Below are 25,857 nucleotides of genomic sequence, written 5' to 3'. Positions count from 1 at the left end.
CTTAATGTTCGTAAATTATCATTTGTGTGCATTTAACAACCAAGGTAACTATTATGTCTATATTTTCTACAATAACCGATACCATTAGCGGCTATGCGACGGGTTTGAAAAACAAAGTTGTTCAAGTGGCTGGCGATTTTAAGAAATCTTCTGAAGATTTCATTGGCGATATTGTCATTAAATCGGCTGTAAGCCGGATAAAAGAAGGCGCATTAAATGCGTTAGCACCTGAACAAACAGTCAATGACGATATCGAACCGTCGGCACCAACCAATGATTCCCAGGAAGGTCCAAATACCTCTCCTAATTCAAAATCAAAAGCAACACCAAATGCCGTTCCATTTGGTAGCGCAGGGCTCATGCAAGCACTGATGAGTCAATTGGGTATCGATAAGAATGCCGTGTCAAAGCAACTTAATGGTGCAATTGATAATGTCACCAAAGACGTGTCCAATGCAGCCAGTGAGGCCGTCCGTGAAAAAGTCAAAAGCATTCAACCAGAAGATGTGATGAAAGGCATTGGCGGCCTATTTGGTAATGCATTTCAAGCAGATGCTGAAACCGGCAAAGCAAGCACTTCTTTCACACTGGATAGTTTTATACAAATCATTGGGGCGATACTTGCTGCTATTGGCATGATGATGATCATTTCCAATACTAAACAAGTTGCCCCAAAACCAAAAGCAATTGAGCTTCAACCAATTGAAGAAAGTGAAGCGGTTTCACCTTCTATTCATTAAATGTTACTCTGCAGTGGGCTCAATCCCCACTGCCCCACCATAACACATAGATAAATAATGAATATATTTCAAGACAGTTGCTACACTTGCTGGGCTGCTTCGCATTGCTCGCAGTGACGACGAAGTTAGTTCGGGACGTTTTTCAAGGTCTGTATTAAGGCTCGCAACGACTGAGCTATTGAGAAATTGTCGGTACAAAGATCAATATTTTATTTTGCCGGTTGAGGAAGTTCCATTCCGAAAAAGAGATCATAATTACGCCAAATAATTCAAAATTTGATCTATAATATAAAATAACATTTTGTTTTATTCATAGGCAACTTATCAATCTGCTCACGTTATAAAGGACTATAAGAATAGGTCATAATTGTTGTTTTTATGTATGTGACAATTTCCTACTAACTTTGTGTATTGGGCTTATTGCAATGGATACGTTGGACTTTCAATTCTTTTCTGCTTCGCGGACCTTAGTATTCTTTATCATTATTGCCTTATTTATAGGCTTAGAATATTTCTTTTGTTTACACAAAATTGGCAAGGCTGGTTTTCGCAGAAGAAGACTACTCAATTGGGAATTGGGCATCATCAATATGTTGCTGATGTTTCCTGTTAGCACATTAGGAACTGCGTTGTATTGCCAATACTATCAAATCGGATTGTTTTATTCCTTTCAGATGTCTTGGTGGCAGGTGTTTGTTGCTTGGTTTTTGATATACGATTTATTTTTCTATTTATTTCATCGAGTTGCACATAGTAGACTTCTATGGCATTTTCACATAATTCACCATACTGAGACCTCGATGAATGTAACCACCTCGTTTCGTTTCCACCCGATAGAGTTTTCTTTATTCACGATTTCCAAAGTATGCTTAATCTTCATCATGGGGCCATGGTTTTTCATTCTATTAATTAGTGATCTCATTCAAACAACTATCGTGCTATTTGGCCATAGTAATTTGAAATTAAACACATATGCTGAAAAAGCGTTATCCTATATTATTATCACACCCCGATATCACTTAATGCACCATCGGTATCAATGTAACTGTAATTATGCGACTGGGTTAACGATTTGGGACAAAATAGGAGGCACGTATTGTAACCCTGTGTGGACAGCTAAAGAGCTAAATTCGCTTAAATTAGGACAACCTCAGCTTGGCAGGCAAGATGATCTTAACGCTTTATTGCTCATTAATAAGTCAAGACGGCTTAACCTAAGAAAGAGGGCTTATCATAGGCACTGACTCGGTAATATCCTAAACGAATGCGACAAAATACTCACCTCCCTAAAAATATATCGCCTGTTTGGCTTGCTAGCGACGAGATAAATGATAGAATATCTTCTCTTTGTTCAAAATAAAGACGAATATTCCTTTGGCACATACACATACACATGAACATGAACATGAACATGAACATGAACATGAACATGAACATGAACATGAACATGAACATGAACATGAACATGCGCATGCACATGCACATGCACATGCACATGCACATTCCCATCCTCATGAAAATCACAAAACTAAGGCAACCATTGGTCTAGCATGGGGAACCGGGTTAATCCTGCTAGCTCTGTCAGGGCTTGCATTGCCTACGATAGGCATTTATGGTTTAACTTGTCTCACGTCATTGATAACACTTTATCTGGGATACAATGTCTATCAATCAGCCTGGAAAGCACTATTAGAAAAACGATGGGATACAACGACGTTATACTCCATCAGTACGCTAACCATTTTAGTTGTGTCCATCATCAGTCCGTTTGTCCCTGGCTTGCCATTGATGGTCGAAGCAGCCCCTTTTGTATTAGGTTTTTGGCATCTTGGTGAATATATTGAGCATAGTTTATTCGACAAAATTAATCAGAACTTAGACGTTCGCGATTGCTTGCCCAAAAAAGTGACTCTTTCTGGTACGCCTTCGCATACAATTTCAGTGAAAGCGTTGAAACCGAATGATGTCATTCTTCTCGATAAAGGCTCAACCATCCCGGTGGATGGAGAGCTGTTAGCCCCTGCTTTGTTATACACCACTCGAATTGATGGCTCGCCCATGTTAAAAAGCTTGCAAAAAGGGGAGATGGTCAAAGCAGGCATGAGTTTAGACCAAGATTTATCGGGCGTGACAATGCGCGTTACCAAGCCTTATGATGAATCTTATCTTTCATTAATCGCCAAAAATATCGAAAAAACCTATGCTGAAAAAGCACCGGTTGAATTATTCACAGCCAAAATACTGACTTTTTTTATACCCACCTTAATCCTTGTTGCAATCACATCCAGTATCGTCATTGGCACCTTGTTTTCCCCAGCGTTGGCCATTCAATGTGCCATATCCGTATTGGTGAGTGCATGCCCCTGTGCGTTGAGTTTAATCACGCCAATGGCCGTTCGAATAGGCATGAAAAAGGGGGTTGATAAGGGAATTATTTTCAAAAATGGAAGTTCTCTGCAAGCAGCAGCTGATATTGATACGATTATTTTTGATCTGAATGGCACATTAACCAAAGGTGAGCTTGAAGTTAGAAAAATCAACATCGAAGATAAACACTATTTAAAACATATTGCCAAACTCGAATCGAACGCTTCTCACCCGGTGGCAAAAGCAATTCGATGTTATATTGCCGAGCAAGGGATAGACGGATTGGAAAATGTCAAACTAACTTCGGCTATTGATGTCAAGCATCATGCCGGGATTAGTGCTGAAATAAATGGCGAAGTTTTTAGCATTGGCAATCAAGCAATGCTTGAATCAATGGGTATTGATACTATTCCTGCTCCCTATGATAATCCACAAGAGGGTAATATCTATGTGACCAAACAGGGCAAAGTCATTGCCCAAATCGCCATCGACGATCCACTGCGAGATGATGCAGTTGACACCATTCAACAGCTTAAAAAATTAGGCAAATCAGTCCATATTTGTACTGGTGCAGACCAACAGACAGCCAATCTTTATGCATCGAGGTTAGCGATACCGTTAGAAAATATTCACGCAAATACCGTTGGCGTTGCAACAAACGAAGACGAAAGATCAAAAACAAGCATTGTTGAAAGACTCCAATCCCAAGGCCACAAGGTGGCGATGGTTGGCGACGCAGTCAATGACTTATCCGCTATGGCAAAAGCGGATATTGGAATCGCTGTCAAATCAGATATTGGCGATAGTATTACCCAGCAACATGCGGGGATGATGCTACAGAAAGGCTTACTTCTCCCGATTGCATCAGGGTTTGAAGTTGCCAAGCAAGCCAAGCATAATATATTTCTCAATTTAAGCATCAGTCTTGGCTATAATTCGCTTATTACGCTTGCTGCGGCCGGCGTTTTTGTTTCTATCGGGTTTGCACTACCGCCAGCGGTCGGGGTTGCCATGATGATTATAGAATCAAGCATCATTTTTGCCAATTTATATCGATTCAAAGCTCAGCCAGTGACAGCAGGGCAGCCTCGGGAAGAAACGAATAAGCCTTATCATAGCAGCAAAAAAATAAAAGCAGATTCAACGGTTACTTTATTAAACCGTTTAAGCTATGGCTCTACTATGGCTATAGGTCCTGATTTACAAGAAAGTAGCTGTCATAGCCAAGAATCTAGAACAAAATTAAGTTTCCACGATGAAAGCCTAGAAACAGAAACTCACAATTCCCTCAGCACAATTGGGTATATATAGCTTTAAAGGTTTGCTGTGACGTTAAGCTATTGATTTATCTTTTCCAACCAGTAATGATGATCGAAATGCTATAGCTAAGGATGGATTATGAAACCCGTCATTACGTTGGTTATTTGTGTTATTGCTGGGCAGTTGTGTGCCTCTCATCTGCCATTTGTATCAGCAAAAAGACAACCCTATCAACCCTATCAACAGGCGATGGCGTCTGCTCTGAAAAAAGCAAAGTTTCCAAAATTTTTGGAAAACTACCGAAGTACCCCCTCGTCACTCTCCGTTGCTTTTGAGCAAATCAATTTTGATGATGTCCCAGAAATAGCAAGTTATGATGCGTTGTTAGACCTGTTTTACTATGTAAGAGATACTCGCTTTCTATCTGACATAGATGCACCGGATTTCCCAAGGCGAATTTCTTGGTTATATCCCGATGATGGCTGCTTTGCCCGAGCAGCGTTAGTTGAGCTAATATTGCATGATAAAACACAAGTAAGTCCGGCTAAAATTTTTGCTTTTGGTGACTTAACCGTGCAAACGCCCTATTCGATGTATGGTGAAGTAAGCTGGTGGTATCACGTTGCACCCATTGTTGCCTTCCAAAATAACTATTATGTCATCGACCCGGCTATTGAACCGCATCATCCCATGCTGGTTGAGGATTGGTTTGCTGCGATGAACGCCGATTCCCTTGAGGACATTGAAGGGGTTGTGTGTCGCCCTCAGACGTATAATCCCAGCGATGATTGCCTAGAGCCTGATAATAGTGAGCAACAAGGCCTTGAGGATGAGAACCGATATCTCAACTATGAATGGTTTCGCATGGTAAATTTAGGTTATGATCCCCAAATGATCTTAGGGGAGATACCGCCTTGGGGGCATGTCAATCGCTAGCTTCCCCAAAAAGGATTCAGGCAGCCTTAATATGCGCTTTTAGGGATTCAATGATCGTTTGCATGGCCATCAGATCCCGATTTTCATGGCGATAGACCAAGCAGATATCATCTTCATATGCTGGGGCATTGGCAATGGGAATGAGTTCATTATTGCCTAATCGATTGGCAACTCGTTCCGGTAAAATGGCAATGCCGCAGCCGGTCAATGCTAGGTTAACGATGGCTTCCAAGCTATTACTGGTCATTAACCGCTTGGCTTTAATGCCCGCTTCGTCTCGTTGTTTGAGTAACCATTGCGTTTGGGTAAGACTGGGATCACATAAAATCACCGCATTGGGGTCTTGGATCATCTGTAGCGGCGATAAATCCTTTTTCACCCAAAAGGTGACCTTGTCTTGACATAATTTCTTGATGACTAAGTCGGGATGTTCAATTGGATTAACAATAATCGCCAAATCACAAGACAGGTTAATGACTTCTTCAGTGATTTTTCGCGAAATATCATGGCGTAAATGGATTTCTAATTTCGGGTGTTTTGCCAGAAGTTTGGGTAAAAAATCAGCCAGCAAATAGGATGAAATGACGGAATGGCAGCCGATGGTATAAAACCCTTGGACAAAATGATGAGACGCCAAGGCTTTTGAGCGAGTATTTTCCCAATATTGTAACAGCTGGCGCGCATGAACCACTAACTGCTTACCAGCTTGGGTGAGCGATACCCCTTGTTTATGGCGAATAAACAACGGAATACCAATGCTTTGTTCCAGGCGCTTAATCGCCAAACTTAAAGAAGGCTGGCTAATGCCAAGCCGCTCAGACGCACGCGAAAGATTTAAGCAGTTGGATACTTCAATAAAATACACTAACTCATTGGCTGACGGTAACATAATCGTTTCATCAAAAAAACAACAAGCCTAGCATGTTTTCGAAAGGGTGAAAATCTTTCAAAACTTTCCCAAAATTTCTTTACCCTATGCATTCGCAATCTTTACAACATTGTTACCAACCCTCACATCCTATCCAATGATTTGCGTGTATGTTTAAGATGACATTATTACTTCGTAAATAATACATGTTAGAGAAAACACTTACTTAAAATGCTGTTTTTTTTAACTATTTTTCTGCTATTATGGATATGACTTTGCTAAATAACACCCCTCATTTTCCTTTCCCAAAAAAGGAAAGTAGATGCCAATGGGCAGAGGTGGGGTATTGGGTTGAGAAAATGCTTTAGACAAACTGGGAGCGTCCCCGTAGTGATCACGTATACAGTCTCGTGCTAACTATACTGACGCACCCTAAGTATAAGGGAATGATTATGTCACCAACAGTTCTGATGTTAATGGGGTTTATTACCTGGTCGATTATCTTGTTATTGGGTGTTTCGGTGTCGCGATTTCATGCGGTTGGTTCAGGAAGATTCCACTTAAGGCATATCACACCTGACGGTGAAATGCTTGCGCCATTTGCCCATCGCATTCATCGAGCGCAAATGAACTGCCTTGAAAACTTACCCATGGTCGTGGGTGTTTGCTTGATTGCTTTTATGCTCAATCAAGTGCAACTCATTGATCCACTGGCTTATCTTTTTCTAACTTGCCGAATTGCTCAGTCGTTAGTCCATCTCTATTCCGTACGAATCTATGCGGTCATGGCAAGATTTTTATTATATGCGGTGCAAATTGCGTTGCTAATCTACTGGCTTGGTATTATGTTTGCTAACAGTTAATTATGCCTAAGCTCTATAAGACCGAACAAATAAGGGCGATTGAAAGCCAAATCATGCAGCACGTCGCTGAATGGGACTTGATGCAAAAAGCGGCTGATGCGGTCTATCGGTTTATCCGTCGATATTATCCGAGTCCATCACACTATGTTTGTGTGATAGGTGGTGGGAATAACGGTGGCGATGCATTGACAGTTGCTGCTTTGCTGAAAACAGCAGGTAAATTCGTGGATGTTAGAATGGTAATACCACGTGACAGATTGACAGGCAGTGCCGCAAGGGCAGCTGAAAAAGCCGAATTTTCTGGGTTGAGTTTGAAGCCTTTCGATGAACAAGAAGCCTTATTGGCTAATGCGGTTATCATTGATGGTCTAGTGGGAATTGGTTTATCAGCCCCGTGTCGTGAACCCATCTTATCCGCTATTCACTGGATTAATCGGCAACCTTGCCCCGTTGTTTCGATTGACTTGCCTTCGGGATTAAATGCTGATACGGGCTGTGCGATGGGCGCTGCTGTTCATGCAAATTATACGGTAACCTTGATTGGCGCCAAAATAGGGTTGTATATGGCAGATGGACCGGATCATGCTGGGGAAATCCATGTTGCTAACTTAAATGAGGACGATTTCTTAGCATCCTATCCAGCAATTGCCAACACATTACCTCTAACAGATTACGGTTTTCTTGCGCGTAAGCGAAACGTTCATAAGGGGCATTTTGGACATGTTTTGATTATTGGCGGCAACGAGGGGATGGCGGGTGCTGTTGCCATGGCATCATTAGCAGCCATGCGAACAGGTGCGGGTTTGGTCAGTGCCGTGGTACGCCGCGCTAACATGACAGCGGTATTACCCGTCGTGCCTGAGGCCATGGTGTATGGTATAGATGATGCGAACATCCCAAAAGCATTACTTGAAAAAGCCACCGTGTTGGTGGTAGGTCCTGGATTAGGCGAGGATGATTGGGCGAAAGGCTGTTTTAGCCAAGCGTTGCAGGCTAATAAAACCATGCTAATTGATGCATCCGCTCTGCACTTGCTGGCAGACATGAAACACTATCAATCAAGCCAAATGGTGTTAACACCCCATCCCGGCGAAGCGGGGAAATTGTTAGGGATATCGGCTAGCGAAGTGCAATCGGACAGACTTGCGTACGCCCAAAAAATTCAAAGCCAATATGGTGGTGTTTGTGTCTTAAAAGGAGTAGGGACACTGATTTGCGACGGACATGGCATCCATGTATGTCAGCACGGTAATCCAGGAATGGCTAGCGCTGGCATGGGTGATGTGTTAAGTGGTATCATAGCTGCTTTGCTTGCTCAAGGAATGGATATAAGCCGTGCTAGCCAATATGGTGTATTATTGCATGCCATTGCGGGGGATGAAGCGGCTAAGCATTATGGCGAAGTTTCCATGATTGCCAGAGATGTGATTGACAGGATCCCCGCCTGTATCAATCGGCTATAAACATCTTCTTTCATTTTCCCTTCTCAGGAGACATGGGGAGAAGGTGCCCAGAGGGCGGATGAGGGGCTGTTGAATCGAAGTGATAATTTGGGTACGTTGCACTTTATGCCTGAGATGCTATAGATACCATTGAGTTTTTGATGAACAATGTCATAATAATTGAATTAGAGGATGAGTCTGCCACCGGGCAATGGGCAGCCCAAATGAGTGGCTGTGTCCAACCACCCTGCGTTATTGGATTATCGGGTGAGTTAGGGGTAGGCAAAACAACCTTGATAAGGGCATTACTAAGAGCATTAGGAATAACGGGAGCAATCAAAAGCCCCACTTATGCACTTGTCGAAACATACGATTGTCAAAATTGGCAAGTGCATCATTTCGACTTGTACCGGATTGCCCATGAAGAAGAATTAGCATTCATTGGCTTTCGAGATTATGTCACTGACAACGCGGTTTGTTTTATCGAGTGGCCTTCTAAAACGCAAACGGCTATGGCTGTGTTGGATGTGCTGATTGATATGACTATCAAGGAGAATGGGCGAATGATGACTATTTCAGCTAAAACCGAACGCGGAGAAGCCTTTATCCACTGTTTGCGGGGACAGCGATGAGATTGTTTATTGGCATTTTGCTTAGCAGCTTGATGTCAGTTAGCTTTGCTAACCAACTATACAATATCACGGTTCATCATGTGGGTACCGTTATCGATATTGAAGTGGATAATAACACATCCTACAGTTACTTTACGTTAATGAAACCCTATCGACTCGTGGTTGATTTTGATCACATCGATAAACGTATTAATCTAGCGAGTGTCAAGCCAACAGGCATGGTCGAAAAAATTCGAGATGGCCGTCCTGAACGTGATAAATATCGTTTGGTATTTGATTTGCAAGAATCACCCACGCTACGACTTGTCGTTGCCGATTTACCGAATAAGCATCGAAGTCTGCGTTTTACTATTGGGGAGCCAGGCGGAAAGTCCTTCGATTCAAAACCGAATTCAAAAAGCATTAAGCCAGACATTCAACCACCTAAGCCTTTAGCCAGCCGACGAAATATTGTCGTGGTCATTGATGCAGGACATGGCGGCAAAGATCCGGGCGCGAGTGGTCCAAAGCATTCACACGAAAAAAATGTTGTCTTAGCCATCGCTCAAAATCTCAAACGCCAAATTGATAAAGAACCTGGGATGAAGGCCATTTTAACCCGAGATAGAGACTATTATATTCCGTTACGCAATCGGTTAAATATTGCCCGTAAATATGATGCGGATTTATTTGTCTCTGTCCATGCTGATGCGTTTAAAAATCCCCACTCCAAAGGGGCATCGGTGTTTGCCTTATCGCAAAGAGGTGCAACCAGTGAAGCAGCAAGGTGGTTAGCGGAAAAAGAAAACTACTCGGAGTTGGGCGGGGTTGATTTAGGGGATCTCGACGATGAAGATGGCATGATTCGGTCCGTGTTGATCGATTTATCACAAACAGCAACCATCGGTGCAAGCTTAAATGTTGGTGAGCAAGTATTATCATACATGGGCAAAATCACATCGCTACATAATGATAAGGTAGAACAAGCGCGATTTGTCGTTCTAAAATCACCGGATATTCCATCGATTTTGGTTGAAACGGGCTTTATCTCCAATCCGATAGAAGAAAAAAATCTTACCAGCTCATCGTATCAACAGCGGATGGCCCAGGCTATCACCTCAGGCATTAAAAGGCATTTCCAACAATTTCCTCCACCGGGCTCAAAGTTTGAGTATCCTTCTGCATCATCTCACAAGCCAGTCAAGGCGGGGAAAATCAAAAAAGAAACGCGATATCAAGTGCAGCGAGGCGATACATTATTAAAAATTGCAAGGCAATTTCATGTCAAACTGGACTTGCTTAAAAAAGCAAATAAACTACAATCAGAACAAGTGAATATTGGACAAAAGTTAGTAATCCCGGCTTCTTCATGATTCTTAGAATACAGACGCTTCCATCGGATCTAGCCAATCAAATCGCGGCGGGTGAGGTCATTGAACGACCCGCATCGGTAGTCAAAGAATTACTCGAAAATGCCCGTGATGCCGGTGCAACGCAGATCCATATCGATGTGGAATATGCTGGTTTGAATGGCATTAGTGTGGCAGATAATGGCTTTGGTATCCATCCAGACGACCTACCCCTTGCTGTGGCAGCACATGCGACTAGTAAGATAAAAACATTAAATGACTTGTATGCTATCCATACCATGGGCTTTCGTGGAGAGGCTTTAGCGAGTATTGCTTCAGTGGCTCGTTTAACTATCCAATCTAAAACCGATGAGATGCCTCAAGCCAGTGAATTGCGCTGGCATGAACAATCTTGGCAGGTCAACCCATGCGCAAGACAACGAGGCACGACCGTTGAAGTTCGCGATTTATTTTATAATGCACCCGTTCGAAAGCGCTTTCTTAAGTCAGAGCGAACGGAGTTTCATGCGCTCGAAGGGGTTGTTCGACGCTTTGCTTTAAGCACGCCTAAAGCCGCAATTATGTTAAGAAACAATGGAAAAATCGTCTTGCAACTGCCCGCAGCAACGGATGATAAGCGTTTACTTGTTCGGCTTGAAAAGCTATTTGGAAAACCCTTTATCCAGGCAGCCCACTATGTGGATGCCGAACGTGCGGGGATGCGGTTAAGTGGCTGGATAAGCGATGCAACCTATCAACGCTCTCAATCAGACAAGCTTTGGATTTATGTCAATCAGCGTATGGTCAAAGATAAATTGCTGAACCATGCCTTAAAGCAAGCCTACGAATCGGTTATTTATCCGGGGCGTCACCCTGCTTGTTTGTTGTATCTAACCATTGACCCTGCGGAAGTGGATGTCAATGTTCACCCAACGAAGCATGAGTTGCGATTTCAACAGCCGCGATTAGTTCATGATTTTATCTATTCACAAATCACAGACCTGCTAGGCTCAAAACCAATCGCAGATAAGCAATCGTATCAAAGCACCCTTTCAACGACCTCTTCCCCATTGACGAGCCGTTGGCAAATATCAGAACCGACGAGACCGGTGAACATACCTGGAATGCATCAAAGTATTAACATTAATCCAGTGTCGTCTCATTCGGTGTCGAATGACTATGGAATCTTCCAATGGCAAGGCCATTGGCTGCTTTGGCATAAACCAGTGTTAATAGAAGCTGCACTTACTTGGCATTGCAACCAACAATCATTCCCGTTACCTTCCCGCCCATTACTGGTGCCTTTAAGCCACCCCTTAACACCGGGGGATGAGGAAACATTTGTTGATTATCTGCCGTTATTATCCCAGCTTGGCCTTACTGCTAACATTCAGGGGAATGCCTTGCATTGGCAGGGGACGCCTTTGATGCTGTCACAACTGCCTTTGCATGTGCTTGTTGATCAGATTCTTGATGCCAAACCACAGACGATTTCATCCATGCTTTCACTCATCATTAAAGCCTACATTGAGCATTTGCCATCCATTGATGCTTCGATAATAGATTTAATGACGGCTTATTGTGACGCCCACCAGCCTGAAATCGAACAAAATCAGTTAAACGGCATGATTCGATTAACCGATAATCATTGTCGGAGCATCCTCTATGGTTAAACCGGTATTTTGTGTGTTAGGACCAACAGCCAGTGGAAAGACAAAACTGGTGATGGCCTTGGCTGATAAACTGCCCATCGATATTATTTCGGTTGACTCAGCAATGGTTTACCAACAGATGGCTATCGGTACTGCAAAGCCAACGGTTGAAGAGCTTCTATGCTACCCCCATCAGCTCATCAATTTAATTGAGCCCGATGGCAGTTATTCAGCGGCTCAATTTGTTCGAGATGTCGACCAATGCATCAACAAAAGTTTCACCAATCAGCGTATTCCCGTATTGGTTGGTGGCACAATGATGTATTTTCAAGCCATACAGATAGGTCTTTCCGAACTCCCCGGCGCCGATGAGTCATTGCGAAGTCAATTGCTCGAACAAGGAGAAGCGAAAGGTTGGCCATATCTACACCAAACGCTAGCAGAGGTTGATGCAATAACAGCAACACGTATCCATCCGCATGACAAACAGCGTATTTCGCGAGCACTGGAAGTCTATTATTTAACCGGAAAACCCTTATCACACCTCATCGAAGAGAACAGGCCCTTGCCCTATCGGTTTGAAAATATCCTATTACTACCGAAAAAAAGAGCATGGCTACATCAGTGTATTGCCGAAAGGTTTAGCACTATGTTGAAGGAAGGGTTGGTGACGGAAACAAAAAGCATCCTCGAGCAATGGCCGAACGCCATTCATTCCCCTTCCATGCGCATGGTGGGGTATCGGCAAGTGTACCGCTATTTGCAAGGTCAATTGAATGAATCGGAGTTGTTAGATAAAGGGGTAGCCGCCACACGTCAATTAGCCAAGAGACAAATCACCTGGTTACGTCGCTGGCCCTATGGACGTATTATGATGGCAGAACAGGAACAAAATCGGGAACGAATCGTAGCCATCGTTGAAGAAATCATGGATAATTGGGTGTAGGTTGGGTTCTAAAGGATCGACACATTGTTTATTCCGACGTCCCGCGACTTGTTCGCGGGATCCAGGGGCTGGCTTTGATACTGATGTGTGGTACAAACGGGCGTTACTGGATACCGCGGACAAGCCGCGGTACGTCGGCGTAGGGTTTAATTCTATAGTTAGCAAAAGGGTCTATCTTTTAGAGCCCAACCTACAGTAATTCCAAAATCCCCTCTCCCAGGAACGGGAGAGGGTGTAGGGAGAGGGCAGATCGAATAATGTATCGCTAACGCGAACGATTGTTAACCCCCTCTCCCCATCCCTCTCCCCCATGCTGCGCACGGGGGAGAGAGGGTAATGTGGTTAACGCCTAATGCGGGAAAATTCTTAAATTACTATAAGGTAAACTATGTCTCAAGAAGGTAAAATATTAGCGTGTGAGCGCAAAGAATATCATATTACTGCAAACGATTTACCCCTATCCTGCCCAACCGATGAGATGACGCTTTGGAATGCGCACCCCAAAGTGTATTTGCCCATCGAAAAAACAGGCAGGGAAGTGTGTCCCTATTGTGGTGCTGTCTATATTCTTGATAAGTAGCCATCCACATGCTTTTTCGACGATCTGTCAACGTTCAACCAGAAAAGATCCAATCGATATGTCTCGTGCGCTTATCGGCTCTCGGCGATGTGTTGATGATTGTTCCGCTTGTCAGACGTCTTCAAGATACGCTTCCTCATGCATCGATCACCTGGGTGATTTCATCACTTGCTTATCAACTCGTCGCTCCGATGAAAGGAATTGACTTTGTCGTGATTGACAAACCCAAATCGATAAAGGATTTTTGGGCGTTTCGACAACAAATGCGATCTTATCAATTTGATGTATGCTTAGCTGCTCAAGCAGCATTAAGAGCAAATCTCCTCTATCCGCTTATTCGGGCTAAACGCATTATTGGCTATGACACCAAGCGTGCAAAAGATGGTCATGGTTGGTTTATCGATGAAGCGATTCAGCCAGGAAAGGAGCATACCTTAGAAGGATTTTTAAAATTTGCCGACGCTCTTGGTGTGCCGCAAACAGATGTCAGGTGGGATATACCCATTAGCGTAGAAAATGAGGAATGGGCAAAATCCCATCTTCCCCAAGGTATGCCCATTATTTGTTTAAATCCGGCTGCAAGCAAACCCGAACGAAGCTGGCCTGTTGACCGGTATATTTCTGTTATCAAGTATGCAAAGGCTAATCTGGATTGTCATATCGTATTAACCGGTGGTCCGGGTCATTTTGATAGGCAGCTGGCAGATGCTATTTTGGCGGAAGTTGAGGTGTTCGATTTAGTGGGTAAAACAAAACCGCCTCAATTGATGGCTGTGATAAAACAAGCTAAATTAATGATTTGTCCAGACACGGGTCCCTCCCATATGGCTGGAGCCGTTGGCACACCGGTGATTGCCTTGCAAGCAGTAACGTCTGGGAAAATATCGGGTCCTTACCCTTATCGCCATTTGGCTGTCGATTACTATGATGAAGCGGTCGAAAAAGTCCTTGGAAAGACTGTCGACACTATCCCTTGGGGAACACAAATTCACGGCCTAGATACCATGTCCTTAATCCCGGCCGAAGCTGTCATTAATCAGTTAAACCAAGTATGGGAAAGCACTATCATTACCGGACAAAAAGCACTGATTTAAAAAGTGCCCGCGCCCGTATTAGATCAGTTTTGTTTGTCCAGTATGGAGGAAAGCACTATCAAGCCGGTTCACTGACTTCCATAGTTTGAACATTGGGTTGCTTTCGTAATGAACGGCGTAGAATTTTACCCACCGTACTCTTTGGCAACTCTTGTTGAAAAATAACCCGTCTTGGCACCTTGTAATCGGCAAGGTGTTGTTTGCAGAATTGCCGTAAATTTTCTTCGGTCATGTCTGGGGAATTCCTGACAACATACGCGATAACTGCTTCTCCCGTTTTGTCATTTGGTTCACCAATAACAGCCACTTCCATGACGCCGTCATATTTAGCGATGCAAGATTCGACTTCGTTGGGGTATACATTAAAGCCACTGACAATAATCATATCTTTTTTACGATCAACGATGGTGAAATAGCCCTCTTCATCCATGGTAGCAACATCACCGGTATATAACCATCCATCCCGAATGGTATTGGCGGTTTCCTCAGGGCGTTGCCAATACCCAAGCATGATTTGAGGTCCTTTAGCAATAATTTCGCCGGCTTCGCCAATGGGCATTTCCTTGCCTTTTTCATTGACCACTTTCATTTCTGTGGAGGGAGCGGGAATACCGATGGAATTAATTTTAGTTTTGCCACCTAACGGGTTAAAGGATAGCAATGGGGACGATTCCGTTAATCCATACCCTTCAACAACGGGGGATTTAGTCACTCTTTCCCATTTTTTTGCCACATTTTCATGCAATGGCATACCACCTGATACAGTCGCTTTCATATGCTTTGGTGGATTTTCAAGGAACCATGTTTCATTGAGCAAGGAATTGAGTAATGTATTAACTGCACTCATCCAAGTAATATCGTAAGTTTCAAAGGCTTTTTTCATATTGCTAGCAGGGCGTGGGGAGGGAATCAATATGTTGTGAGACCCCATAAAATAAAACCCTAATAAATTCACAGTAAAAGCAAAGATATGATAAAGAGGCAGTGCTGTTAACACCGTTTCTTCGCCAGATTTTAAATAAGAACCAACCATCTCCAGCATTTGCATCATGTTGGAAATGAGGTTTTTATGACTGAGCATAGCCCCTTTGGAAACACCGGTGGTTCCACCCGTGTATTGCAATAACGCCAACGAATTTTCATCAAGCCCTTCGATGAATGCTTTGACGCTCTCCCCTTTGTTTAACTGTGATTTGCCCTTCTCGAGTGCTTGGGAAAATGGGGTATAGGGAAGGGTTAAATGGGGGATGACTCGTTTGACATATTTTTGGATAAAGCGGATGAGGCCACTTTGAATGGGTGAATAAAACTCATCAATCCTGACAGTGATGATGTGTTCAATGGCGGTTTGGGGAATCACTTCAGGTAATGCATCGGTGAACATATCAATGATAACCAATGCTTTAGCGCCTGCATCAGCAAATTGGTGGGTCATTTCCTCGGCTTTATAAAGTGGGTTGGTGTTGACTAACACACAGCCTGCTTTCAGGATGCCAAATACGGCAATGGCATAACTTAAACAATTCGGCAACTGGACGGCAACGCGGTCTCCTTGGCGAAGATTTAAGTTATTGCGTAGAAAACAAGCAAACGCATCGGAAAGCTCATCGGCTTGTTGGTAGGTTAGAGATGCGTGCATCCCATTAGGCAGAATTTGGCTAAAGCCCACCTTATTGGCGTATTGGATAGCGACTTCGGAAAGCATGGAGGATAAATGTTGGTGCGCCAATTCGCCAATTTCTTCCTTGGTTTCAGGGTTGTAATGTTGTGCCCAAATGTGATGGCTCATTGCCGCTCCTACTTATTGAATTAATTATTTTTCGCTTTAACTAATGGAGTGAGGATACGCCCTAGCCAGCGATAATAGCATTAAAGACCAAAATCATGCGACTCACTTCATTATTACCATTGGGGGGGCGGATTGCAAGAGGTGGCTAGTAGTCAACGGTTTTTATGGCAACTCGTTAATCAATTTGCTATTTTATGAGTATGAAATAAAGTTAGGCTAGGAACATTGCCTTAATTTCGACTATGATATAGGCAATCAATGGTGCTTTTCTGGATAGGTTTGCATGAAAGATTTTACTGGGGCCAACATCTTAGTTGGCATTACAGGTGGGGTGGCTGCCTATAAAGCGCTGTTGCTCATTCGTGAGTTAACCCATTTAGGCGCAGACATCCGCGTGGTGATGACGGATTCCGCGTCTCATTTTGTCACGCCTTTGAGTATCCAAGCCCTGAGTGGCCAGCCACCGCGCACGGCGTTGTTCGATGCAGAAGCTGAAAAGGGCATGAGTCATATTGAGTTGGCGCGGTGGGCAGACTTGTTTGTCATAGCCCCTGCATCGGCTAATTGTCTTGCTAAGTTTGCCTATGGACTAGCGGATGATTTGCTATCGACGCTATTTTTAGTCAACACCAATCCGGTGGTGATTTGTCCCGCCATGAATCATAGCATGTGGTCGCATCCAGCCACGAAAGCCAATGTTGCCACGTTGCGCAGCTATGGTGTGATGGTCATGGAGCCTGATGAGGGCGCTCAGGCTTGTGGTGAATTTGGCCCAGGCCGTTTACCCGAAGTAGAAGCAATCATTGAACAACTGCGTTTAGCGGATTTCAAAACATCCCTGCAGGGTCAAACGGTGTTAATTACAGCAGGCCCAACCTTAGAGGCTATTGATCCGGTGCGTTATTTGAGTAACCGTAGCTCGGGGAAAATGGGATATGCCTTAGCGCGCGCTGCCAAACATGCCGGCGCAAAGGTATTATTAGTATCCGGCCCCGTTTCCTTATCCCCCCCTTCGGGCGTGCAACTGTATCGTGTTGAAAGTGCTGCCGATATGTTAAAAACCGTGAATGGGTTATTAAAGAAAGATATGATTGTCATCGGATGTGCGGCCGTTTCCGATTTTTCTGTGACAACACCCCAAGCAGAAAAAATCAAACGGGGACAGGCAAAAAATCATACGTTAGAACTCATAAATAATCCTGACATCATTGCGACGGTCGCAAAGAGTGGGCTGCCTGCTTACGTGGTTGGCTTTGCTGCAGAAACGCAACATGTATTAGCGCATGCAAAAGATAAACTGGTTCGTAAACAGCTGGATTTAGTCGTGGCTAATGAAGTGGGCAATGATAAAGTGTTTGGCAAAGAAACGAATCAAGTAACCCTTATCACATCGGATAAAGTAATCGAGTTACCCAATAATCATAAAACACGAATCGCTGCTCAAATCATTGCATTTATTGCAACAAATCTGCAAAATACGCCTCACTGATTGCAATTTGAGGCATACATAATGGATAGAAAAATACAACTAAAACGGTTAGACCCGCGCTTAGGGAATGATTTCCCCATGCCAACGTATGCAACGGATGGTTCGGCTGGCATTGATTTACGGGCGTGCCTTGAAAGCGCATACCAACTTGCTCCTGGCGAAACATTGTTGATTCCAACAGGCATGGCCATCCATATTGGTGATACGAGTTTGGCTGCTGTCATTTTACCGCGATCAGGGTTAGGCCATAAACACGGCATTGTATTGGGTAATTTAGTGGGTTTAATTGATTCAGACTATCAAGGGGAGCTAAAGGTATCCTGTTGGAATCGAGGAAACGATTATTTTACCATTGAGCCAGGTGACCGGATTGCTCAGCTCGTCTTTGTTCCAGTGATTCAAGCCTCTTTTGAAGTTGTCGATGAATTTAATCAAACCGATCGGGGCGAAGGTGGCTTTGGCAGTTCTGGGAGGCAATAATGGCCTATGAAATTGTTGCTATTCCAGATAGCGTTTTCCGTGCCTATGATATTCGAGGCCAGATTGGCACTGCTTTTTCAGAAAATGCCTATTACACCATTGGTAACGCGATAGCCACCTTAATGAAACAGCAGGACCGACAAGTCATATACCTGGGTCGAGATGGTCGGTTAACAAGCCCGCAGTTAGCAAAAGCGATGTCAGCAGGGTTAATCGATAGTGGTATTGATGTCATTGATTTGGGCGAAGTCACTTCCCCTATGCTCTATTTCGCAACCTATCAACAGCGAAGCGATTGCGGTGTGATGGTCACGGGAAGCCATAACCCGGCGTCAGATAATGGGATTAAAATGGTGATTGCCGGACGAACGCTCGTATTTGACGACATTCAACAATTAAAAAATCTGATTGTCAATAAAACCTTTCATCGCGGAGAAGGCACATACCAAACCACTGCCATTTTTGATGTTTATCGGGATCGGATTGTTTCTGACCATCGCATCAAGCGACATTTCAAAGTGGTTGTTGATTGTGGCAATGGTATTGCCGGTCGATATGTCCCTGAGGTTTTAACAGCGATGGGTTGCACGGTGATTCCCTTGTATTGCGATGTGGATGGACGTTTTCCCAATCATCACCCCGATCCCACCATTGAAGCGAATTTAAGCGATTTAAAAAAATTAGTTAAAGAAACCCAAGCGGATATTGGCTTTGCCTTTGATGGGGATGCTGACCGATTAGGCGTCATCACCCCAAAAGGGCGCTTAATCTGGGCTGACAGGGTGATGATGATGTTATCTAAAGGCGTATTAAAAGCAGAACCCGGTGCGACGATTGTCTACGATGTGAAATGTTCAGCCAACCTTCCTCGATATATCGAATCCTATGGTGGGAGACCGGTGATGTCGCCAACAGGCCATTCTGTTCTAAAGCGGGTTATGCAACAAGAAAAAGCGGCGTTAGCGGGGGAGCTAAGTGGCCATATCTTTTTCAAGCACCGGTGGTTTGGTTTTGACGACGCGTTATATAGCGCCTGCCGGCTACTCGAGTTGCTCAGTGACGATGACCGGGATGCGGATCAACAGTTCGAAGACGTTCCCGATAGTGTTAGCACACCTGAAATACATCTTCCGGTGGATGAGTCGGTGAAATTTAGCACGATGCAGACATTAGTCGATAAGTCGGTATTCACCGGGGGTAAAAAAATTACCTTGGATGGGATGCGAGTTGAGTTTGATAAGGGATGGGGCCTATTAAGAGCTTCCAACACCACCCCTTGCTTAGTGGCTCGATTTGAGGCCGATGATGAGCTGGCCTTGACCCAAATTAAGCAGCAATTTAAACAAAATATACAACAATTTGCGCCACAAATCTCATCCGAGTTTTAACGAGGTTAACTTGAAACGCAAGATTCGCAGTTTTGTTAGGCGAGGTGGTCGTTTGACTGCTCGCCAAAACAAAGGATTAAGTGATTATTTCGCAGACTATGTCCTGCCACTAGAGCCAGGGCTATGGCAATGGCAGATGCTGTTTGGTCGAAATGCACCCACGATCATCGAGATTGGTTTTGGCATGGGGCAGACGTTGGTCACCATGGCTGAGCAAAATCCCGAGCTTAATTATGTGGGAATTGAAGTGCATCAAGCAGGAATTGGCAATATTGCCTTTTTAATTCATGAAAAAGCATTAACTAATATTCGTATCATCGATCAAGATGCTGTTTCGATAATCCAAGACTATGTGGCTGATAATTCGGTGGACGGGTTTCAAATTTTCTTTCCCGATCCTTGGCATAAAACCAAACATCATAAACGCCGATTGATTCAATCCGATTGGGTTGCCAAAATGGTTGATAAATTAAAGCCAGGTGGGTTTATCCATTGCGCCACGGACTGGCAACCCTATGCTTTGCAGATGTTGAATGTCTTGAGCGAGAATACTCATCTCACCAATCAATCGCAAACGAATAGCTATGTGCCTCGGCCAGCCTCAAGACCTTTAACCAAATTTGAACAGCGAGGCGAAAAATTAGGACACGGTGTGTGGGATTTAATATTTAAAAAAGAGTAAGTCAATAGGAGATGATATGAAAAAATGGTTAGCAAGTGGATTGTTGTTCGCCATCAGTTGCCATGCAGTAGGTGCTAACAAGGCAATGGATGCAGATCTTCAAAACATCGCCCAATTAAGTGAAATAGCCGCAATTTCTGGTTTTGAAAAACCGGTCCGTTTATGGTTAAAAGAGCATTGGCAGCCCTATACCCGAGATTTTAAATCCGATGGGATGGGGAATATTATTACGGGTCATAGCAATAACCAACAAGGCCCCCGCTTATTGCTGATGTCTCATATGGATGAAGTGGGTCTGATGGTTGACTCAATCACCGATGATGGTTTCATTAGAGTACAGGCAATTGGCGGCATCTATGGTCCTGTCACATTTGCACAACGGTGGCATATCCAAACGCCCTCTGGGGTGGTCACGGGATATAGTGGCTTTGATGCACCTCACTTATTAAAAGATGACTATAAAACAAAGACACCTGATTTTAGTAAATTGTTTATTGACATCGGTGCTACTAGTAAGCAACAAGCTGAGCAACAATTTGGCATACGCCCAGGACTAGCAATTGCGCCAGCCAGCAAGTTTACCAAGCTAAGCGACAGACGCTATCTTGCCAAAGCATTGGATGACCGAATTGGCCTTGCTGCCATCACTGACACGTTGAAAAATGTTTCTCCTCGTCATCAACCCAATCAATTATTTGCTGCAGCAACCGTGCAAGAAGAAGTAGGGATGCGTGGCGCGAGCACTATTTATGCTAGTACGCAAGCGGATGTTGCGATTAACGTTGAAATTGGCTTGGCCGATGATTATCCTGAAGTTTCCGCAAAACGAAAAAATCATATCAAGTTGGGTGCTGGACCGACGTTGTTTGTTTATGATAGGAGTATGATCCCCAATCAAGCGCTGGTTGAGTGGGTGATAGCGCTTGCCCGAAAAAACAATATTCCTCTACAGCTTGAGCTAGAATCCGGATACGGTGAAGACGGTGCCAGGATACAAACCTCTGGTAAAGGTGTGCCCGTCATAAATCTTGGTATTCCCATGCGTTATGCCCATCAGCAAGCCGGTGTTTTTGACATCCAAGATTATCGCCAATTAGTGAAATTATTAGGATTGATCGTCGCTAATTTTAACCAAGATGTCATGCTGCAACTAGAAAAAGCCTAGTGGATTACTTGAGGTCGTTGCTTGCCCTAGACGGCGTTCTGGGTCGCAACGACGCTGTTTCAATTCGACGCAGTTGCTCTGTCATTTACCTTATCACTTGCCTTCCTGCAAAGTTCCCCATAAAATGCTAGTTTTAGCCATTTTCCGGAGAATAGACAATGGGATGGAATGATTCAGGAAATGAAAAAGATCCCTGGGGTGGAAAACAGGAGCCGCCTGATTTGGATGAAGCCTTGAAACGATTTCAACAAAAGCTGAAAAAATCGTTCATGGGTGGTAAAGGACGCGGAGGTAGCAATGATGAAACGACACCACCCGGAGGGGGGTTTATCATTGGCATAGTATTTGCTGCTTTATTCGTGATTTGGCTACTTTCTGGAATCTTCATTGTTCAACCCGCTGAGCAAGCGGCTATTCTTCGTTTCGGAAAATATGTGAACACGGTCGGTTCAGGACCTCATTGGATTCCGCGAATCATTTCAACCAAGATTATTCGTAATGTCGAAAGCGTCATGGACTATTCTTATTCGGGTCAGATGTTGACCAGCGATGAGAATTTGGTGCAAGTTTCGTTGGCCGTTCAATATCGCATTGCCGATTTAAAAAATTATTTGTTTGAAGTAACTGACCCTCAAGAAAGCCTCCGTCAAGCAACATCAAGCGCCTTGCGCCAAGTGATTGGGACAACCACCTTGAATGAAATTATTACCGAAGGCCGCGAAACGTGGGGTGCAAGTGTTCAGACTTCCTTGGAGGCTATTTTAAATCGTTACAAAGTCGGGATTATGGTTGTTAGTGTTTCCCCACAACCTGCAAGGGCACCTGAGAGCGTTCAGGATGCGTTTGATGATGCCATCAAAGCGCAAGAAGATGAAAAACGCTTTATCGAGCAGGCAAAGGCTTATGAAGCACAAGTTGTACCAATTGCAAAAGGTCAAGCCAAGCGAATTTTCCAAGAAGCACGGGCCTATGTGGAACAAGCAGTTAATAAGGCTGAAGGAGACGTGGCTGAATTTATCGCACTTTTGTCACCTTATAAAAATGCGCCCAAAGTAACGTCTGATCGAATGTATTTTGATACCATGCAACAGGTGTTAAGTCAGTCAAGCAAAATCATCGTTGATGGCAAATCGGGTAATTTGATGTACCTGCCTTTGGAAAAATTAGTTAATCAAAAAGGGATGTCATCGCAGATAATGTCACTGGATGATTCACAAAATAAACAATTAGATGAGATGCAAAATAGCATCTCTTCCGGGCGTCAACAAATCCGTAAGACGTATAGTCAAGGGGAGGATATCTAGATGAATGGTATTAAAACAACCGTTGCCGTGGTGGTGTTTTTCGTTTTGATTGGTATTCTTTCAACGGTGTTCACAATCAGTCAAGGCTATAATGGTTTATTGTTGCGTCTCGGCCGATTAAAAACTGATTCATCAAACCAAACCATCATTTTACAACCTGGTCTACATTTCAAATGGCCTTTTATTGAAAGCGTCCGTGTTTTTGATGTGCGTCTGCAAACCTTGGATATTAAATCTTCTCGTATTGTGACTAAAGAGAAGAAAGATGTTATTGCTGATTATTATGTGAAATGGCGTATTGAAAATTTACCCAGCTATTTTAAATCGACGGGTGGGATTGCTTTCAAGGCCGAAACACTACTGGAGCAGCAGATCAATACCCGGTTACGGGCTGAGTTTGGAAAACGGACTATCTCCCAAGTTGTCTCTGACAGCCGCGATGAAGTGATGAATGAATTGCGACAAAAGGCGGAAGAGAAAGCGGATACATTAGGGATAGAAGTGGTTGATGTCCGCATCAAGGGGATTGAGCTACCACCTTCTACGTCAAACGCAATATATCAGCGGATGCGCGCTGATATGGAGAAAATTGCGCGGGGACATCGTGCTGATGGTCAGTCTAAGGCTGAAGCAATTAAGGCTTCTGCTGATGCTGAAGTCACCATTATAAAATCGGAAGCCATAAAAAAAGCAAAAGAAACAAGAGCACTCGCTGATGCGAAAGCCGCGGCAATTTATGCGAATGCTTATGCGAAAGATGAGATTTTCTACCGATTTTATCGCAGCTTGCGCGCCTATCAGGATAGCTTTAATAATAAGCAAGATATTTTGGTATTAGATCAAAGTAGCTCATTCTTTGACTACTTCAAGCATTCACTTACCAATAGCAATGGTAATCCGAAAAAAAACTAAGTATAATGCCCTGAGATAATACATTGATGGGCTATTTGCGTGACCAACCAGTTTAGTCACCTGGCCATCTGGATAAAGCGTTGCTTCACGATGGCTCTGCTCAAACTAACCGAATAGGGTTAAGTACGCTTAACCCTTTTTTATTGGGCTGATTGAGGGGTGCTTTATTCAGCGTGCTGACGTGTCAAAAGCTGCTAGACAGCTTTCTTTTATTATCTGGTTGGCAACCATGAACGAGTCATGTCGAATAATTCCGGTGCTCAATGCAGCAGGTGAAAAATAGTCTGGAGATCAGATGTTAATTGATTTTTTATCAGCAATTGCTCTGGTGTTTGTGATAGAAGGAATGTTACCTTTTATCAGTCCATCAAAATGGCGTAGCAACATGTTGCGCTTGAGTTTGTTAAATCAAGATACGATACGAAAAGCTGGTTTAATCAGTATGGTATTTGGCGTTGTTTTATTAACGATAGTTCACCATATATAAAAAGAGTTGATTATGGGTAAAAATGTTGTCATTGTCGGCACCCAGTGGGGTGATGAAGGCAAAGGTAAAATTGTTGACTTGATGATGCAAGATGCAAAAGCTGTTGCTCGTTTCCAAGGTGGCCATAACGCAGGACATACCCTGAAAATCAATGGAGAGAAGACGATACTTCGGCTTATCCCTTCTGGTATATTAAGAGCGCATGTTCATTGCTATATCGGCAACGGTGTGGTGGTGGCGCCGGATGCCTTGCTAGGTGAAATCCAAGAACTTGAAGCGAGGGGGATTGATGTTCGCTCACGCCTTCATATCAGTGGCGCTTGTCCCTTGATATTACCTTCTCATATTGCTTTAGATAAGGCTCGAGAAAAAGCAAAGGGTAGCTCTGCCATTGGTACGACGGGTCGTGGCATTGGACCTGCTTATGAAGATAAAGTGGCACGTCGAGCGGTCAAAGTGGCTGATTTATTCGATGAAAATTTATGCCAACAAAAGCTCACAAGCTTATTATCGTACCATAATTTTCTTTTAACTCAGCTTTATCAAGCGGATCCCGTTTCTGAAGAGGAAGTAATCAGTGCGACTAAGCATTGGGCAAATGAATTGAAGCCGATGGTTGGGGATATCACGGCTATGCTACACGCCCATCGCCGTCAAGGAGATAATATTCTTTTTGAAGGCGCGCAAGGCGTCTATTTAGATATTGACCATGGCACTTACCCCTTCGTCACTTCATCCAATACTTGCGTGGGATCAGTGACCAATGGTGCCGGTGTGGGGCCTCGTTTTCTTGATTATATATTAGGGATCACAAAAGCGTATACAACCCGAGTGGGTGGCGGACCTTTCCCAACGGAATTGCAGGACGACATTGGCCGACGTTTGGCAGATCGTGGTTGTGAGTTTGGTGCAGTGACCGGTCGTCCACGGCGATGTGGTTGGTTTGATGCGGTTTTGTTGAGGCGATCCATTGAGTTGAATAGCATTACGGGCTTATGTCTTACAAAATTAGATGTGCTTGATGGCCTAGATACGATTAAAATCGCTGTTGCTTATGAAAAGCCCGATGGTAGCCGTATAGACTATCCGCTCCAATCTGCAGATGCTTTTCAAGGGATAACACCTGTTTATGAAAGCATGCCAGGCTGGACTGAATCGACAGCAGACATCACTGATTTAAAACAATTGCCTGCGAATGCATTGGCGTATATCAAGCGGCTGGAAAGCTTGCTGGAAGTTCCTGTTGACATTTTATCAACCGGGCCTGAACGTGATTCAACGATTGTTTTAAATAATCCATTTGCTAGATAACACGAAGCAATTTTGCATCAGTTAAATTGGCTAGAGCGCGCTCATGAAAATAGATGCTTAGATACGGTAACGCAGACGATAACGCAAACGTTCACGTTATCAGACGAAGGTTGTTTTTTTGTTACCTAGGCAAAATCGCCAA

General features: G+C 43.8%; 23 protein-coding genes. 21 read left to right on the top strand and 2 right to left on the bottom strand.

The features are described from left to right. Window positions 1–53: 53 nt before the first annotated feature. The 4 genes from AB3348_RS09525 (at window position 54) to AB3348_RS09510 (ending at window position 5,303) form a co-directional block, all read left to right on the top strand. Window positions 54–740 (top strand): type IV secretion protein Dot, encoded by a 687-nt coding sequence (locus AB3348_RS09525; RefSeq protein WP_367607372.1) that lies wholly within the window; start codon window positions 54–56, stop codon window positions 738–740. 425 nt (window positions 741–1,165) lie between these two features. After that, window positions 1,166–1,984 (top strand): sterol desaturase family protein, encoded by an 819-nt coding sequence (locus AB3348_RS09520; protein WP_367607371.1) that lies wholly within the window; start codon window positions 1,166–1,168, stop codon window positions 1,982–1,984. A gap of 130 nt (window positions 1,985–2,114) precedes the next feature. Next, window positions 2,115–4,418, top strand: a complete 2,304-nt coding sequence (locus tag AB3348_RS09515; protein ID WP_367607370.1) for a heavy metal translocating P-type ATPase — start codon at window positions 2,115–2,117, stop codon at window positions 4,416–4,418. An 87-nt stretch (window positions 4,419–4,505) separates the two neighbouring features. After that, window positions 4,506–5,303: a protein-glutamine glutaminase family protein gene (locus AB3348_RS09510; protein ID WP_367607369.1), complete on the top strand. Its 798-nt coding sequence runs from the start codon at window positions 4,506–4,508 to the stop codon at window positions 5,301–5,303. 16 nt (window positions 5,304–5,319) lie between these two features. Here AB3348_RS09510 and AB3348_RS09505 read toward each other — a convergent pair whose 3' ends face one another. Further along, window positions 5,320–6,192, bottom strand: a complete 873-nt coding sequence (locus AB3348_RS09505) for a LysR family transcriptional regulator (protein WP_367607368.1) — start codon at window positions 6,190–6,192, stop codon at window positions 5,320–5,322. A gap of 431 nt (window positions 6,193–6,623) precedes the next feature. Between AB3348_RS09505 and AB3348_RS09500 the strand changes: the two genes are divergently transcribed. From AB3348_RS09500 to AB3348_RS09465, 8 genes are all read left to right on the top strand, one after another. Next, a complete protein-coding gene (locus AB3348_RS09500) occupies window positions 6,624–7,034 on the top strand; it encodes an MAPEG family protein (protein WP_367607367.1) in 411 nt (136 codons plus the stop codon). Window positions 7,035–7,036: 2 nt separating this feature from the next. Beyond that, window positions 7,037–8,497, top strand: a complete 1,461-nt coding sequence (locus tag AB3348_RS09495; RefSeq protein WP_367607366.1) for an NAD(P)H-hydrate dehydratase — start codon at window positions 7,037–7,039, stop codon at window positions 8,495–8,497. Between the two features lie 140 nt (window positions 8,498–8,637). Continuing rightward, complete coding sequence (gene tsaE, locus AB3348_RS09490; protein ID WP_367607365.1) at window positions 8,638–9,108, top strand: tRNA (adenosine(37)-N6)-threonylcarbamoyltransferase complex ATPase subunit type 1 TsaE; 471 nt, start codon at window positions 8,638–8,640, stop codon at window positions 9,106–9,108. Beyond that, window positions 9,105–10,460 carry an N-acetylmuramoyl-L-alanine amidase gene (locus tag AB3348_RS09485; RefSeq protein WP_367607364.1) on the top strand — a complete coding sequence of 452 codons (1,356 nt, stop codon included), beginning with the start codon at window positions 9,105–9,107 and terminating at the stop codon, window positions 10,458–10,460. The genes tsaE and AB3348_RS09485 overlap by 4 nt, the downstream gene beginning before the upstream one ends. Continuing rightward, window positions 10,457–12,109: a DNA mismatch repair endonuclease MutL gene (gene mutL / locus AB3348_RS09480; protein ID WP_367607363.1), complete on the top strand. Its 1,653-nt coding sequence runs from the start codon at window positions 10,457–10,459 to the stop codon at window positions 12,107–12,109. The genes AB3348_RS09485 and mutL overlap by 4 nt, the downstream gene beginning before the upstream one ends. Continuing rightward, window positions 12,102–13,034, top strand: a complete 933-nt coding sequence (miaA, locus tag AB3348_RS09475) for a tRNA (adenosine(37)-N6)-dimethylallyltransferase MiaA (protein ID WP_367607362.1) — start codon at window positions 12,102–12,104, stop codon at window positions 13,032–13,034. The genes mutL and miaA overlap by 8 nt, the downstream gene beginning before the upstream one ends. Before the next feature lie 388 nt (window positions 13,035–13,422). Continuing rightward, entirely contained in the window at window positions 13,423–13,614 is a 192-nt protein-coding gene (locus AB3348_RS09470) for a zinc-finger domain-containing protein (protein WP_367607361.1), read from the top strand. A 95-nt stretch (window positions 13,615–13,709) separates the two neighbouring features. Beyond that, entirely contained in the window at window positions 13,710–14,708 is a 999-nt protein-coding gene (locus tag AB3348_RS09465) for a glycosyltransferase family 9 protein (RefSeq protein ID WP_367607459.1), read from the top strand. A gap of 58 nt (window positions 14,709–14,766) precedes the next feature. Here AB3348_RS09465 and AB3348_RS09460 read toward each other — a convergent pair whose 3' ends face one another. Next, a complete protein-coding gene (locus AB3348_RS09460) occupies window positions 14,767–16,497 on the bottom strand; it encodes an AMP-binding protein (RefSeq protein ID WP_367607360.1) in 1,731 nt (576 codons plus the stop codon). A gap of 283 nt (window positions 16,498–16,780) precedes the next feature. Here AB3348_RS09460 and coaBC point away from each other — a divergent pair, with 283 nt between their 5' ends. The 9 genes from coaBC to AB3348_RS09415 all read left to right on the top strand — a co-directional run bounded on the left by coaBC (window position 16,781) and on the right by AB3348_RS09415 (window position 25,715). Further along, on the top strand, window positions 16,781–17,986 hold the full coding sequence (coaBC, locus tag AB3348_RS09455) for a bifunctional phosphopantothenoylcysteine decarboxylase/phosphopantothenate--cysteine ligase CoaBC (RefSeq protein ID WP_367607359.1): 1,206 nt from the start codon (window positions 16,781–16,783) through the stop codon (window positions 17,984–17,986). 21 nt (window positions 17,987–18,007) lie between these two features. After that, window positions 18,008–18,466, top strand: coding sequence for a dUTP diphosphatase (dut, locus tag AB3348_RS09450; RefSeq protein WP_367607358.1), 459 nt, complete (start codon window positions 18,008–18,010; stop codon window positions 18,464–18,466). Further along, window positions 18,466–19,854 (top strand): phosphomannomutase/phosphoglucomutase, encoded by a 1,389-nt coding sequence (locus AB3348_RS09445; protein WP_367607357.1) that lies wholly within the window; start codon window positions 18,466–18,468, stop codon window positions 19,852–19,854. The genes dut and AB3348_RS09445 overlap by 1 nt, the downstream gene beginning before the upstream one ends. A gap of 10 nt (window positions 19,855–19,864) precedes the next feature. Further along, window positions 19,865–20,536, top strand: coding sequence for a tRNA (guanosine(46)-N7)-methyltransferase TrmB (trmB, locus tag AB3348_RS09440; RefSeq protein WP_367607356.1), 672 nt, complete (start codon window positions 19,865–19,867; stop codon window positions 20,534–20,536). Between the two features lie 16 nt (window positions 20,537–20,552). Next, window positions 20,553–21,701, top strand: a complete 1,149-nt coding sequence (locus AB3348_RS09435) for a M42 family metallopeptidase (RefSeq protein WP_367607355.1) — start codon at window positions 20,553–20,555, stop codon at window positions 21,699–21,701. A gap of 158 nt (window positions 21,702–21,859) precedes the next feature. Then, on the top strand, window positions 21,860–23,005 hold the full coding sequence (gene hflK / locus AB3348_RS09430; RefSeq protein WP_367607354.1) for an FtsH protease activity modulator HflK: 1,146 nt from the start codon (window positions 21,860–21,862) through the stop codon (window positions 23,003–23,005). Further along, window positions 23,006–23,917, top strand: a complete 912-nt coding sequence (gene hflC, locus AB3348_RS09425) for a protease modulator HflC (RefSeq protein WP_367607353.1) — start codon at window positions 23,006–23,008, stop codon at window positions 23,915–23,917. It begins immediately after the preceding gene. A 295-nt stretch (window positions 23,918–24,212) separates the two neighbouring features. Beyond that, window positions 24,213–24,404, top strand: coding sequence for a DUF2065 domain-containing protein (locus AB3348_RS09420; RefSeq protein WP_367607352.1), 192 nt, complete (start codon window positions 24,213–24,215; stop codon window positions 24,402–24,404). Window positions 24,405–24,416: 12 nt separating this feature from the next. After that, the gene (locus AB3348_RS09415) at window positions 24,417–25,715 is read left to right on the top strand and encodes an adenylosuccinate synthase (RefSeq protein ID WP_367607351.1); all 1,299 of its coding nucleotides are present in this window, start codon (window positions 24,417–24,419) and stop codon (window positions 25,713–25,715) included. Window positions 25,716–25,857: the final 142 nt, after the last annotated feature.

The organism is Legionella sp. W05-934-2 (assembly GCF_964199965.1).
Classification (GTDB): Bacteria; Pseudomonadota; Gammaproteobacteria; order Legionellales; family Legionellaceae; genus JAFIFT01.
The sequence above is the reverse complement of the archived record's forward strand: the minus strand, read 5'-3'. Positions and strand labels throughout refer to the sequence as shown.

Excerpts from the sequence above, each read along its gene's own strand:
- AB3348_RS09525 (WP_367607372.1), top strand. The coding sequence starts at position 54 with ATGTCTATATTTTCTACAATAACCGATACCATTAGCGGCTATGCGACG.
- AB3348_RS09520 (WP_367607371.1), top strand. The coding sequence starts at position 1,166 with ATGGATACGTTGGACTTTCAATTCTTTTCTGCTTCGCGGACCTTAGTA.
- AB3348_RS09510 (WP_367607369.1), top strand. The coding sequence starts at position 4,506 with ATGAAACCCGTCATTACGTTGGTTATTTGTGTTATTGCTGGGCAGTTG.
- AB3348_RS09505 (WP_367607368.1), bottom strand. The coding sequence starts at position 6,192 with ATGTTACCGTCAGCCAATGAGTTAGTGTATTTTATTGAAGTATCCAAC.
- AB3348_RS09500 (WP_367607367.1), top strand. The coding sequence starts at position 6,624 with ATGTCACCAACAGTTCTGATGTTAATGGGGTTTATTACCTGGTCGATT.
- AB3348_RS09495 (WP_367607366.1), top strand. The coding sequence starts at position 7,037 with ATGCCTAAGCTCTATAAGACCGAACAAATAAGGGCGATTGAAAGCCAA.
- tsaE (WP_367607365.1), top strand. The coding sequence starts at position 8,638 with ATGAACAATGTCATAATAATTGAATTAGAGGATGAGTCTGCCACCGGG.
- AB3348_RS09485 (WP_367607364.1), top strand. The coding sequence starts at position 9,105 with ATGAGATTGTTTATTGGCATTTTGCTTAGCAGCTTGATGTCAGTTAGC.
- mutL (WP_367607363.1), top strand. The coding sequence starts at position 10,457 with ATGATTCTTAGAATACAGACGCTTCCATCGGATCTAGCCAATCAAATC.
- miaA (WP_367607362.1), top strand. The coding sequence starts at position 12,102 with ATGGTTAAACCGGTATTTTGTGTGTTAGGACCAACAGCCAGTGGAAAG.
- AB3348_RS09470 (WP_367607361.1), top strand. The coding sequence starts at position 13,423 with ATGTCTCAAGAAGGTAAAATATTAGCGTGTGAGCGCAAAGAATATCAT.
- AB3348_RS09465 (WP_367607459.1), top strand. The coding sequence starts at position 13,710 with ATGATTGTTCCGCTTGTCAGACGTCTTCAAGATACGCTTCCTCATGCA.
- AB3348_RS09460 (WP_367607360.1), bottom strand. The coding sequence starts at position 16,497 with ATGAGCCATCACATTTGGGCACAACATTACAACCCTGAAACCAAGGAA.
- coaBC (WP_367607359.1), top strand. The coding sequence starts at position 16,781 with ATGAAAGATTTTACTGGGGCCAACATCTTAGTTGGCATTACAGGTGGG.
- dut (WP_367607358.1), top strand. The coding sequence starts at position 18,008 with ATGGATAGAAAAATACAACTAAAACGGTTAGACCCGCGCTTAGGGAAT.
- AB3348_RS09445 (WP_367607357.1), top strand. The coding sequence starts at position 18,466 with ATGGCCTATGAAATTGTTGCTATTCCAGATAGCGTTTTCCGTGCCTAT.
- AB3348_RS09435 (WP_367607355.1), top strand. The coding sequence starts at position 20,553 with ATGAAAAAATGGTTAGCAAGTGGATTGTTGTTCGCCATCAGTTGCCAT.
- hflK (WP_367607354.1), top strand. The coding sequence starts at position 21,860 with ATGGGATGGAATGATTCAGGAAATGAAAAAGATCCCTGGGGTGGAAAA.
- hflC (WP_367607353.1), top strand. The coding sequence starts at position 23,006 with ATGAATGGTATTAAAACAACCGTTGCCGTGGTGGTGTTTTTCGTTTTG.
- AB3348_RS09420 (WP_367607352.1), top strand. The coding sequence starts at position 24,213 with ATGTTAATTGATTTTTTATCAGCAATTGCTCTGGTGTTTGTGATAGAA.
- AB3348_RS09415 (WP_367607351.1), top strand. The coding sequence starts at position 24,417 with ATGGGTAAAAATGTTGTCATTGTCGGCACCCAGTGGGGTGATGAAGGC.